The following is a 13558-nucleotide window of genomic DNA, read 5'->3' as shown; positions in this document are numbered from 1 at the left end:
CAAAGTCAGTATTATGAACAGATGTTATTATCTCATGATAAAGAAAAACTATCTCAACAAACTAATACATTAGAAGAACCAATGAAGCCATCAGATATAGTTAAAGATACATATGTTTTGGAATTCTTAGGTATTCAACCTAATGATTCATTCTATGAATCGGATCTAGAACAGGCATTGATTGATCATTTACAAGCATTTTTATTAGAATTAGGAAATGGATTTAGTTTTGTTGCAAGATAAAAGAGAATTACATTAGGAGAAGATAACTTTTACATAGATTTGGTTTTCTATAATTATATATTAAAGTGTTTTGTGATTATAGATTTAAAAATAGGAAAACTCACACATCAGGATTTAGGACAGATACAAATGTATGTGAACTATTATAAACGAAAATTGATGAATGATGGAGATAATCCACCAATAGGCATTATCTTATGTACAGATAAGAATCAATCAGTTGTTAAGTATACATTGCCAGAAGATGAGAAACATATCTTTGCATCAAGATATCGTATGTGTTTACCAACAGTTGAAGAATTAGAGAATGAGATGAATAAAGAATATCAGGAACTTATACAAACACAACATTAGTCATTATAATAACAGCAGGATATTAAATATCTTGTTGTTTTTTTTATCTTATTGTAACATTATCATAAATAAAAGATACTTATTAGTGAGAGGAGGTTTTATGATGATTGATGAATTGTATCAGCTTTATCATAAAGATGTCTACTATTATATCTATAGTCTATGTCACAATCAGACGTTGAGTGAAGATTTAACTTCAGAGACATTCTATCAAGTAATGTTATCATTAGCCTCTTTTAAAGGGAAGTCGAATATAAAAACATGGATATTTTCTATTGCTAGAAATACAACTTTCAAAGAATTAAGAAAAAGAAAAGTAGAAATATCAACAGACATACTTCCGGAAATTGCATATTATCAGGATTATTTATTAAACTCACAGGAAATAATGAAATACCTTGAAGAGCTATCAGAAATGTATCAAAAAGTTTTTCAATTAAGAATAGATGGCTATTCATTTGAAGAAATTGCTGAGCAATTACAATTGAATCCAAATTCAGTAAGGGTTATTTATCATAGAGCAAAGAATCATTTAAAAGAAAAATTAGAAAGGAGTGATTTTTATGAGTAAAGAATGTAGGATTGTACGTGATTTGATTCCATTGGTTAATGATGGAGTCGCAAGTCAGGAAAGTCAGGAATTTGTAGAAATGCATTGTTTGACATGTTCTGATTGTCGTGCATTATTAGATGAATTACCTGATTATAATGAAAAGAATATGAATGAAAAATGGAATAAGAAATTAAAAATGACATGGTTAGGGTTTATAGCATTAATGATTTTGATTGCTACATCATTTAGTGAAACACAATATCAGTTCCATAACTTTATTCTGGTTCCATTAATAGGTGGATTAGGTTATTTGATTTTAAGGAGAAAGGTTTATATTTTATATATATTTGTTTTGATATCCCAAATGATTATTGCTTTATTGCAACAAGGACTTCACTCTGTTCTATTATATATTATCATTTATTGGTTTTTATTGAGTATTGGGATTATTATAGGTGCGTGTTTTCGTTATGCATTATCAGGGAGGGATAAAAATGAAGTTTAAAAAGAAGATAGCTTTCATTGTTGGGACAATATTGACATTATTATTAATTTTAATTTATATTTCTTTCAATGGTAATTTTATATCAAATTTTTTGGTAAGTCATTGTGCTGAAGATTATCTAGAAGAAAAATATAGTCAATATGATTATCAGTTACAGGAAGTTCAGTATAGTTTTAAAGATGGACTTTATTATGCAAAGATCATCTCACCAACCAGTGAAGATTCACGTTTCTCCATTAGTTATGACTGGTTAGGAAATTTACAATGGGATAGTTATGAAAGTGATGTACTAGAAAAATTTAATACAATAAGACGAATAGATGAGCAATATCGAAAATATACTGATCATGTTCTATTATCACCTCAAAATCCTTTGCCAGTAACTAATATTTGTTTTGGTAGTGTACAAGAATTAGATGAATGTGAAAAAATGGAAGATGGAACACTTCTCTATGAACCTTTTGGGATAGATATAAGTAAACTAAAGTTAGATCAAATATTTGATAATGAAGAATTAGGAAGACAAGCGGGATATCTTGTCATTTATTTAGAGGATGATGATATATCTGTTGAAAAAACAATGCAAATGTTGTTAGAATTAAGAAATTATATGGATGAAAAGAATGTATCTTTTTGCGCAGTTGATTTTCATTTGAGAAGGCCAAATGATTATGATGAAGCGATAAACTTGATTAAGTTTAAGTATGATGATATTTATGAGATGAATTTAAAAGAAAGAGTTGAAAAGAGTATGAAACAAACTGAATATTATTATCAAGAATTAGATAATCAAAAACAAAAAGAGATAGAGGCATCAGAAGCAAAGAATTAAGAAAATCTTAAGAAATATTTAAGTGAATGTTAGATATTATTTTCTATATTATCTCGTATACTTTTAGTATAGGAGGTTGATAGATATGAAAAGAAAATTATTTTTAACAAGTCTCTTTGTACTTAGTTTATATACTATTTCATTACCTTGGTTTGGTGGTAAAAATATAGAAACAGTTTATGGTTGGATTCTTTTAGATAATCCTATTGCTTTTACATGTATTTTACTTGTCTTTTTTGGAATATGGAGTAATTATGGTAAAAATAGTGAAATAATAGGGAAGATTGGAATGATGGGAATAATAGCTATGCAGATTTATGAGTTTTTAACATGGCATATTATTGGTATTAGTGGTCATTTTGATTTAGGGCTAAGTATTGATTTATGTTATCCTGAGTTTTATTTTTCACTTTGCTGTATACTATTCACTTATATAGCATATCAATATATTTATAAAAAAATAAACTTGACACAATCTCACTATATTGTTTAAATGGTTATATATAATAAAGGGAGAACACTATGGAAAAGATGAAAAAATTTCAATATTATCAGTTATTAAAGAATATTGTGAAATTTGAAATCTTTTATAAAATAGTTGTTCTTCTTTTTTTGAGTCCTATTTTAAGAAAGATACTTAAAGAATATTTAGATAGTGTCAGTTATGGGATTGCTTTTAATCAAGATATGATTTTTCAGTTTTTATCAATTAAAGGGCTTATTGTTTTTTTAGTCTTATTTCTGATTATGGTTATTGTTATTTATTATGAATTATATGTTATTATACATATTATTGCATTAGATGTTAAGCATAAGTCTTATTCATTAAGACAGATTATGCTTAAGAGTTTTATACGTTTGAAGTCCTTACATTATTCAACATTTATTATATGTGGAGTCTATACTGTTTTACTATTGCCATTAGTACATATTGGTTATTTAAATAGTTATATACCTAGATGGGATATTCCACATTTTATTTTTGGAGAATTAAGTTTAACAACAACAGGGAATATTTTGATATGTCTGATTTATTTATTATATTATTCTTTGTTTGTTTTGACATTGTTTACACCTATTTATATGGCTTTAAAACAGCAAAATATTCTTCAATCTATAAAGAGTAGTTATTTTATGATAAAACAAATGAATATAATGAATAAGATAAAAATTCTATGTCTTATTTTCAGTTGGGTTATTATTGAATATCTTGTTATGAATATATTGCCATATCCGATTTTACATAATAGAGATTTTAATAGATATTTTATAAAGTATTTAATTAATTCTAGTGCTTTCCGTTATAGTGCAATTCAGTATGTTGTTTTAGCTTTTATACTTGTTATTGCAATGACTTTCTTTATAAGATATTTAATAAAAATAGTTATGAAAAATGATCAGGAATTAATAACTATTGATGATCTTCCTATCCAAACAGACCAAATGAATCAAAGAATTATTCAGTTTAAGAACTTTGTTATGAAGACGATAAAAATGATAAAAGATAAGGTTAATCAAATTCAATTTTATCAGCATCATAAACGTATTGTACAAGTTGTTTTATTAATAATTATACTTTGCTTAGGAAGTCTTTACTTACGTAGAGATGCATATGTTCATAGACCATGGGTGATTGGTCACAGAGGTTCTGGATATTATATTGAAAATACTTATGAAGCTATAAAAGATGCTAATGATAGTGGAGCAGATTATGCAGAGATTGATATTCAGTTATCGAAAGATGGGATACCTGTTGTTTTTCATGATTCTCAATTATCAAGATTATCAGATGTAAATGCATCTGTTTTGGATATGACAGCTGAGGAGTTAGAAAAAATAGAATTAAAACAAAAAGGAATGACTTCTCATATCATGACTTTAGAAGAATTAATTATAAAAATGAAAGAAGAAAAACTTCATATTGGATTATTAATTGAGTTAAAACCAGTTCAGGGCAATGGCGAAAACATGGCTGAAAAGATTATTGAAATTATTGAAGAACAGCATTTTTCAAAACAGTCTATTTTTATGTCATTAGATTATCCAAGTGCACAATATCTAAATCAGTTAAAACCAGAATGGTGGGTTGGTTATTGTATTTATAGTAGTGTGGGAGATATTGATGATTCTATTTGGGATATGAATATGGATTTTTTAGCGATTGAAGAAAACCGTGCAAGTACATCGTTTGTACAAAAAGCAGTCAAACATATGCTACCTGTTTATGTTTGGACAGTTGATCATTCTAAACGAATGAAGCAGTATTTAGATATGGGAGTGAGTGGATTGATTACGAATTATCCTGATTTGGGAAAAATGATTATTGAAGAATATGAGAAGCAGGATAATCATTATTACTATTATGATGGTAAATCTTATCCACAGCGAGCATGGTAGAAATAATATTATTTATAAGGTGATTCATCCAGAAAAGATGAATCACTTTTCTATATGTTGTTTGTCCTAAAAATAAACCGTTTATCCTCAGTGTATTAATTTAAAGTTATAGATTTATCATAATTCTCTTGAAAATGGAATCATGACAGGATGCTTAAGAATAACCAAGGAAAAGGACTGAATAACTTTAAAGTCAATTCTATATTCGATTATGGAAGTCAGTCATGCTTTGGATTCAAAGAAAATGAAGTCAAACAGATGCTAGGGGATTATCAGATGTCAGAGTGTTTTGATGAAGTGAAGGAATGGTATGATGGATATCTGTTTGGGGATGTAGAAATCTATACTCTATGGAGTACCTTAATGTATATGGATAGAAAACTTCAAAACAGAAATGCAACAGATATGTCATTCTGGGCGAATACGAGCGGTAATGAATTGGTTGTTAATTATATTAAGCAGGCTGATGATTTTATGTATGATGAGTTTGAAACATTGATGCAGGGTCAATCAATAGATAAATATGTTAACCTGGAACTAACATATAGAGATATGGATGATATAGATAATATTTATAATTTTCTGCTTATGACAGAATATTTAAAAGCAGTGAAGGAGATTTCATATAGCACATATGAACTGGTGATTCCCAATAGAGAAGTGTATGAAATCTATAAACAGTCATTTATGAAATATTTTCAAGCCTATACTCATTCAAGAAAGCGAGAACTCATCAATGCATTGCTTGAGGAAGATGTTATAAAGGCAGAGAAACTGTTAAATGATATACTGTTCAAGGATATGAGTTATTATAATAATCAGGAAAGTTTTTATCATGGCTTTTTAGTAGGACTTTTACAGGAGTATGGAACAGAGTCAAATAGAGAAAAAGGAGAAGGAAGAACAGATATAGTTATTAGATCAAGAAGAGAAAGTAGAAAAGCAATTGTATTTGAATGTAAGCATTCAGATAGCAAAATAGATATTCTTAATGACAGTATTGCAGGCGAGAAACAAATTAAAGATAGAAAATACATTGAAGGAATTCAGGCAAGTGAACAGAGAGAAACTGTTGGATATGGAATTGCATTTTATAAAAAGCGCTGTAAGATAACCATAGCAAAATAATTCATTGAATTTACAAAAAAAGAAGCTTAGCCAGCTTCTAAAATTCTAATTGAATATGATATATTTTGCCCCATAAATAAATTTGATAGAAGTATGCCATAAGTTGTGGCCCCATCATTAATTGTCCAAACCATGGAACTGTAAAACTTTGACCATTTGTATCTATAAATGTTCTGAGTTTTTCTTCATCAAAGAATTGATAGAGTATATTAGAAGGATCACTAAGTGATTCTTTTAATTTTCCTTGTATCAATTGACTGTAGATAGGAGAATGCGTTTTTGGATAGGGATTCTTTTTTCGATGTGCAATATCATCAGGTAAAAAGTCTTCAAATGCTTGACGAAGGATGCCCTTTTCTTCACCATTTATGAACATAAAGTCTTTTGGCATATTGTAGAGATACTGCAATATTTTGACTGAAGCAAAAGGAACTCTAACTTCAATGGATGAGCGCATTGTTTGACTATCGGCACGTGTTAATAATGTTTGCATAAACCATTGGGTATTGAGATATATCATCTGTTTCTTTTGATCTGTTGTTTGAATTTCTGATAAACTATCCTGATACTTATTCATAATATATTCTTTAAGATTTAAAGCTTTGACTTTTTCATTAAAAAGATCTATTTTGAGATCTAAATCTCTCATCCAAGGAAAATAAGGTTGATTATAGAGCTCTTCTTTATAAAACCAAGGATAGCCTCCAAATATCTCATCAGCACATTCACCAGATAGAGCAACTTTATGTCTTTGAGATATCTCTTTTGAAAATAAAAGAAAACTTGAATCAACATCTGCCATACCTGGCATATCTCTAGCAATCAGGGATTCTTCTAAATTGTTTAGTAAGTCTTCTTGTTTTAAGGTCACTTTGTAATGATGAGTAGGATAGAGAGATAACATTTCCTGGATATAGTCATCATCCATTGTTGTCTGATAATCATATGCTTTAAAATATTTTTCTTGATCTTCATAGGTAATACTATAAGTTGTTAATGGTTGAACATATTGCGATGTTATTGCTGTGATAATACTAGAGTCTAAGCCACCTGATAACATAGTAGAAAGGGGAACATCACTTAATAACTGCTGCTGAACACTTTCAATAACTAATTCTCTTACTTTTTGAATGGTTTCTTCTAAATTATCTGTATGTTTTTCATCATGTAATTTCCAATAACAGATAGGCTCACATGATTCTTGAAAATACATATAGTAACCTGGTCTTAAAGAATAAATATTTTTATAGATAGTATGACCTGGTGTAAGGCTAGGCCCCAGTCCAAGCAGTTCTTTTACACCGTCTTTATCAACAATAGCCTCTCCTTTATATTCAAGAATGCATTTGATTTCACTTGCTATAACAAGCGTTCCTTCATTATCAAGATAATAATATAAAGGTTTTACACCCAATTGATCTCTTGCAATAAAAAGCTTTTCACCATCATCAATCACAAAAGCAAAGATACCTTCAAATAAATCTAAACAATGTTCCTGATATTCGATATAACTAACAATAACAACTTCTGTATCACTCATTGTTTCAAAAGTATAACCGAGACTTATAAGATGATTTTTAATTTCTATCATATTATAGATTTCACCATTAAAAGTGATTCTATAAATCTTATCTTTCCAAGTATATAACATAGGTTGATTACCATTCTTTAAATCAATAATAGATAACCTTCTGTGAGCCATTAAACAATGAGGGGTCATAAAATAACCATCATGATCAGGTCCTCTTTTTGTCATTAAACTCGCCATTTTCAATAACTTCTCATCATATTCTAATAAATTTCTCGTGTAATTACATATCGTAACGATTCCACACATATATTTCACCCCATATAGTGTATGTTTCCAAGAGAAAAATATGAGAACTTTATGAGGCAAATTTGTCCTCAAGTTGAGACGCATGACCTATCATTTCATGTTATGATATCTGTGGGTGATGAAAATGCAGTGTCCTAGATGTCATAATCAAAATGTAAAGCAGTTATATAAATTGAATGGTCAATATTATTGTCGTCAGTGTATTCAATTTCATCAGGTTTTTATTCATGAATCCAGACAAACGACTCAAACAAAATATCCACCTCCAAAAGTTTCTTATACTTTATCATTCGAACTTTCTGAGATGCAAAAGAAGATCTCTCAACAATTAGTCAATAATTATCAGCATCATTTAAATTCACTTGTTTTAGCTGTATGTGGTTCGGGTAAGACAGAAATCGTATTTGAATTGATTCAATATGCATTGCAGCAAGGGGATCGTGTATGCTTTTGTATACCACGTAAGGAATTGGTCAAAGAATTGTATGAAAGAATTAGTGAAGCATTTCATGGGATAGAAATAGGTTTGTTATATGGGGGACATATAGAAAATCAAGATGCTCCATTTATTATTTGTACAATGCATCAACTTTATAGATTTGAAAATAATATTGGTTTTCAACTCATGATTGCAGATGAGGTAGATGCCTTTCCATTTTATCAGAATCATGTTCTTCAGGAAATATTTCAACATTGTTGCCAAGGAAATTACGTGAAACTGAGTGCAACTTTTTCTATAGAAGACATTCATGATGAAGAAATGTTAGTCATGAATAGACGTTATCATGGATATGATTTACCAGTTCCACGCATGATTATTGGTCCACAGTGGTTACATAAATTGACCCTTATTTTTATTATTCAATACCTCCAAAAGAAAATCATTGTATTTGTACCAAGTATTCATGATGTTGAAGTTCTAACGACTTACCTAGCAAGACATCATATAAGAACTTTAGGTGTCTCTTCAAAGCATACACAGAATCAGAAAGTTATTCAGGCTTTAAAGGATCAGCAAATTGATGTTATTGTTTCAACAACACTCTTAGAGAGAGGGATAACGATTGAAGATGTTCAAGTGATAGTCTATCATGGGGAACATGCGTTATTTGATGAAAGAACATTGATCCAAATTGCTGGTCGAGTTGGTCGAAAACCTCATCATCCTATTGGTAAAGTTTATATTATAACAAGTACTAGAACCCAAGGAATTAGCAAATGTATTCAAACAATCAAGCGACTCAACATGATGAATGTTTAATATGTCTTACTCCTCTCCTCAAAGAAATATCATGGGTTCAGCTTGTTCATCCATTACCAATTTGTCTTCACTGCTTACATCAATTTGAAATGATTCATTATGACATAGATTTTCATCATTACCCCTTACATATTCTTTATCATTACAATGAATTTTTTAGAACACTTCTCTTTCAGTACAAGGGTCTATATGACCATGCTTTGAAAGATGCATTCCTATGTATGTTTCAGCAAGATATGATACAAAAGTATCGTGAACACGTTATCGTTGTAGCCCCTAGTTCATATCAGGAGAATCAAAAAAGAGGTTTTGCTCCCATGTATACCATTGCTTCAACATTCTCCTCAAATATCTTCACTGGATTATATAAACTGGAGCAGTATAAACAAAGTCAGATGGAGTATAAGGAAAGAAAAGATGTTCTTCAAAAAATTGGCATTCGTAATGGTGAGATATTAAGGAATCAGAAAGTACTGATTTTAGATGATGTTATTACATCATCAGCAACTTTATATGCTTGCTTGTCGCATGTCCTTGAGTATAAGCCACAATCTGTTGAATTGCTGGTTTTATCAACAAGGAAAACAAAAGAAGAATTAAGGTTTGATGAAGGAGGGTAATACCCTCCTTTGACATATTTCCTGGGCAATAGACAAGAATAGATATAATTTGATGCTTAGAAAAATATGAAAATAAAAAAAGAAAAGAAGTCGACAGATTTTGATGAATTATTTGATAAATAACTCATATAATAGGACTGACCATGAAGTAAAGGAGTTGTTATTATGCAAGGTAAAGTAAAATGGTTTAACGCTGAAAAAGGATTTGGATTCATTGATAGAGGAGAAGGCAAAGATGTTTTTGTTCACTATAGTCAAATTATGCAAGATGGATATAAATCTTTAAATGAAGGTGAAGTGGTAGAGTTTGAACTTTATCAAAGTGACCGTGGATTGCAAGCTAAAAATGTAGTTAAGGTTTAGAAAGATATGTATAGACATATCTTTTCTTTTTGGATTGTATTTTTAGATGTGTTGAAGTGAATACACGATATTTGCTTTGTTTTCTATAGATTTTATGCTATAATAAAAAATGTTTTAGTATGCATGAAAGGAGATTTATTCATGGCAAGTAAAAAGCAAGAAGTAAGAAAACAATTAAAGAAAAAAGAAGCTAAGGAAATTGAAGCAATGGGGTTAAATCCGGATATTGAAGTTGTTGATTTAAGTGATGATTTAGGCGAAGATGTTGTTGTTGAAACATTTGATGACGTTGTTAAAAAGCCATCACAGCCAGTTGAATTTAATACAACACCACAAAAACAAAAGACAGGATTATTTGGTTCAATTAAGAAAGCTTTTTCACAAGATAATAAGATTTTGAAAAAGCTTGAAAAACAAGCAGAACAGGTTTTATCTTTAGAATCTCAGTATCAAGCAATGAGTGATGAAGAATTATCTCATCAAACAGATGTTTTTAGAGAAAAAATAAGTGATGGTTCATCTTTAGATGATATATTAGTTGAAGCATTCGCAACAGTGAGAGAAGCTGCTTTTAGAAAGTTAGGATTAAAAGCTTTTAAAGTACAGATTATGGGTGCTATTTCTTTACACAATGGTGATATTGCTGAAATGAAAACTGGTGAAGGAAAGACACTCACTTCTATTTTTCCAGTTTATTTGAATGCATTAGAAGGAAAAGGTGTTCATGTTGTTACAGTTAATGATTATTTAGCTGAACGTGATAAGACTGATAATGGTAAAGTTTTAGAATTTTTAGGAATTAGTGTTGGTTTAAATAAACGAGAATTATCTAAGGAACAAAAGCGAGCTCAACATGCTTGTGATGTGACTTATACAACGAATGCTGAATTAGGGTTTGATTATTTAAGAGATAACATGGTAACAAGAATGGAAGATAAGGTTTTAAGACCTTTGAATTATGCTTTGGTTGATGAAGTTGACTCTATTTTGGTTGATGAATCAAGAACGCCATTGATTATTTCTGGTGGAAAAAAGAATACAGCTGCTTTATATGTACAAGCTGATAAGTTTGTTAAATCTTTAAGAGAAGAAAAAGATTATGAAGTCGATATTGAAAGTAAAACAGTTGCCTTAACAACAGAAGGTATTACAAAAGCTGAAAAGAGTTTTAAGATTAGTAACTTATATGATCCTGAACATACAGCTTTAGTTCATCATATCAATCAGGCCTTAAAAGCCAATTATACAATGCAGCGTGATGTCGAATATATGATTGCGACAGAAGATGGTAGTCATGATATTCGTAATGCAAGTATTATGATTATTGATCAGTTTACTGGACGTGTGATGCCTGGGCGTGCTTATAGTGATGGATTACATCAAGCGATTGAAGCCAAAGAAGGGGTTCCTATTAAGGAAGAAACAGTGACTCTTGCAACAATCACATATCAAAATTTCTTTAGATTATTTAATAAATTAGCTGGTATGACAGGAACTGCAAAAACAGAAGAAGAAGAATTTAGAACAATTTATAACATGCGTGTTATTGAAATTCCAACAAATAGACCGGTTATTCGTGATGATAAACCTGATTTAATCTTTGCAACGCAAAAAGCAAAATTTAATGCGATTTGTGAAGAGGTTGAAAGAAGACATGGATATGGACAACCTATTTTGTTAGGAACTGTTTCTGTTGAAACTTCTGAATTATTAAGTAGAATGTTAAATAAACGTGGTATTAGACATAATGTTTTAAATGCAAAGAACCATGCGAAAGAAGCTCTCATCATTGAAAAAGCTGGTGTTATGGGTGCTGTTACAATTGCAACAAACATGGCTGGACGTGGTACTGACATTAAATTAGGTGAAGGTGTAGCTGAAATTGGTGGTTTAATGGTTATTGGTAGTGAGCGCCATGAGTCAAGACGTATTGATAATCAGTTAAGAGGGCGTTCTGGACGTCAGGGAGATCCTGGATGTTCATTGTTCTTTGTTTCATTTGAGGATGAGTTAATGCAAAGATTTGCAAATGAAAAGATTCAGCAATTTACTGGTAACTTCTTAGAAGATGAAGCTATTGAAAGTAAAATGGTTACTAAATCTATTGAAGGTGCACAAAAACGTGTTGAAGGTCAAAACTTTGATATTCGTAAACAATTGTTACAATATGATGATGTTATGAGACAACAACGTGAAATTATGTATAAAGAACGTGATGATATTATGTCTCAGGAAAATTTAGGAGACATTGTTAAAGGGATGTTTGAACAAGCTGTTGAACAGACGGTTCGTAGTTTTACTAAGAATGATGGAAAAACTGAATTGATTGATGTTGATGGAGCATTACATTATATTTCTAACAATTATATGTTATTAGCGACTTTAAAAGCGAAAAATAAAGAAAATGTTGAAAATGATTCTGCTAAACTTGCGAAGAGTTTATCTGAAGTTGTTTATATGCAATATCAAAATCGTTTTAATAAGGATTTACCAGCAGAAGTTAAACTTGATTATGAAAGAAGAGTTTTATTAGGTGTTATCGACCATACATGGATTAATCATATTGATGCTATGCAGAAATTAAGAAATGGTATTTATTTAAGAGCATATGCTCAAAGAGATCCGTTACAAGAATATACAGAAGAAGCATTTTATATGTTTGAAGAGATGACAAAATCAATTTCTCAAGATATTACTAGAAATATTGTTCATATGGGAATTGCTCCTGGTAGTGAACAAGAAAAACAGATTCCTGCAGTTCAGATTGAACTTGAGTTTAAGGCTGATTAATGGAATTATATGAAATTAAGAATGGGCTTGAGAAAGCCCGTTCTTTACTAGCAGAGTTATATGAATCTAGTGATATTGCAGGATTAAAAAGAGAAATTGAAGGGTTGACAGTACAAACTATGGATGAGCATTTTTGGGATGATCAAGATCATGCTAAAAAAATATATGATCAGTTAAATGAAATGAAAAAGATAACAGATGCTTATGATCAATTAAAATCTTCATTAGATGAGCTTGATGAAACATTTGATTATGTAAAGGAAACAGAAGATGATGATTTTAAAGTTGCTTTAGATGAAGATTATGATACTTTTGTAAAGGCGTTGAATGAATTTGAAAAAACATTATTATTTAGTGGAGAATATGATCATCATAATGCAATTCTAGAAATACATCCAGGAGCGGGTGGAACAGAGTCTCAGGATTGGGCTGCTATGCTTATGCGTATGTATCAAAGATATGGTGATAAGAAAAGTTTTAAAGTCGAAGTGTTAGATTATCTTGATGGCGAAGAAGCTGGATTAAAATCTGTAACTATGCGTTTTGTTGGTTATAATGCATATGGGCATTTAAAGGCTGAAAAAGGGGTGCACCGTTTGGTTCGTATTTCACCTTTTGATTCTTCTAAAAGGAGACATACATCATTTGCATCAGTTGATATTATGCCAGAATTTG

General features: G+C 30.2%; 12 protein-coding genes and 1 pseudogene. 12 read left to right on the top strand and 1 reads right to left on the bottom strand.

Annotated elements, in window-relative coordinates; all coding sequences use genetic code 11:
* Window positions 1–21 precede the first annotated feature (21 nt).
* The 7 genes and pseudogenes from BN350_RS21185 to BN350_RS20795 all read left to right on the top strand — a co-directional run bounded on the left by BN350_RS21185 (window position 22) and on the right by BN350_RS20795 (window position 6012).
* Window positions 22–597: pseudogene (locus BN350_RS21185) on the top strand (PDDEXK nuclease domain-containing protein).
* Between the two features lie 103 nt (window positions 598–700).
* The gene (locus tag BN350_RS01780) at window positions 701–1168 is read left to right on the top strand and encodes an RNA polymerase sigma factor (protein WP_028042062.1); all 468 of its coding nucleotides are present in this window, start codon (window positions 701–703) and stop codon (window positions 1166–1168) included.
* Window positions 1161–1655 carry a zf-HC2 domain-containing protein gene (locus tag BN350_RS01775; RefSeq protein WP_028042061.1) on the top strand — a complete coding sequence of 165 codons (495 nt, stop codon included), beginning with the start codon at window positions 1161–1163 and terminating at the stop codon, window positions 1653–1655. The genes BN350_RS01780 and BN350_RS01775 overlap by 8 nt, the downstream gene beginning before the upstream one ends.
* Window positions 1645–2487, top strand: a complete 843-nt coding sequence (locus BN350_RS01770; protein ID WP_028042060.1) for a YfjL-like protein — start codon at window positions 1645–1647, stop codon at window positions 2485–2487. The genes BN350_RS01775 and BN350_RS01770 overlap by 11 nt, the downstream gene beginning before the upstream one ends.
* A gap of 85 nt (window positions 2488–2572) precedes the next feature.
* Entirely contained in the window at window positions 2573–2980 is a 408-nt protein-coding gene (locus tag BN350_RS01765; RefSeq protein ID WP_028042059.1) for a hypothetical protein, read from the top strand.
* Between the two features lie 29 nt (window positions 2981–3009).
* A complete protein-coding gene (locus BN350_RS01760; protein WP_028042058.1) occupies window positions 3010–4884 on the top strand; it encodes a glycerophosphodiester phosphodiesterase family protein in 1875 nt (624 codons plus the stop codon).
* Between the two features lie 150 nt (window positions 4885–5034).
* Window positions 5035–6012, top strand: coding sequence for a PD-(D/E)XK nuclease domain-containing protein (locus BN350_RS20795; RefSeq protein WP_049945483.1), 978 nt, complete (start codon window positions 5035–5037; stop codon window positions 6010–6012).
* 37 nt (window positions 6013–6049) lie between these two features.
* On the opposite strand, the gene asnB is transcribed toward BN350_RS20795, so the two are convergent.
* Entirely contained in the window at window positions 6050–7849 is a 1800-nt protein-coding gene (gene asnB / locus BN350_RS01750) for an asparagine synthase (glutamine-hydrolyzing) (protein WP_028042057.1), read from the bottom strand.
* A gap of 124 nt (window positions 7850–7973) precedes the next feature.
* Between asnB and BN350_RS01745 the strand changes: the two genes are divergently transcribed.
* The 5 genes from BN350_RS01745 to BN350_RS21180 form a co-directional block, all read left to right on the top strand.
* A complete protein-coding gene (locus BN350_RS01745; RefSeq protein WP_028042056.1) occupies window positions 7974–9110 on the top strand; it encodes a helicase-related protein in 1137 nt (378 codons plus the stop codon).
* Window positions 9068–9730: a ComF family protein gene (locus BN350_RS01740; protein ID WP_028042055.1), complete on the top strand. Its 663-nt coding sequence runs from the start codon at window positions 9068–9070 to the stop codon at window positions 9728–9730. Before BN350_RS01745 ends, BN350_RS01740 begins: the two co-directional genes overlap by 43 nt.
* 165 nt (window positions 9731–9895) lie before the next feature.
* On the top strand, window positions 9896–10093 hold the full coding sequence (locus BN350_RS01735) for a cold-shock protein (protein WP_028042054.1): 198 nt from the start codon (window positions 9896–9898) through the stop codon (window positions 10091–10093).
* Between the two features lie 141 nt (window positions 10094–10234).
* Window positions 10235–12883, top strand: a complete 2649-nt coding sequence (gene secA / locus BN350_RS01730; RefSeq protein WP_028042053.1) for a preprotein translocase subunit SecA — start codon at window positions 10235–10237, stop codon at window positions 12881–12883.
* Window positions 12883–13558: PCRF domain-containing protein (locus BN350_RS21180; RefSeq protein ID WP_044600031.1), on the top strand; the 676-nt coding region annotated here is incomplete at its 3' end. The genes secA and BN350_RS21180, both read left to right, overlap by 1 nt.

Source organism: Candidatus Stoquefichus massiliensis AP9, from assembly GCF_000455285.1.
GTDB classification, from domain to species: Bacteria; Bacillota_I; Bacilli_A; order Erysipelotrichales; family Coprobacillaceae; genus Stoquefichus; species Stoquefichus massiliensis.
This window is presented reverse-complemented; position numbering and strand designations above follow the sequence as displayed.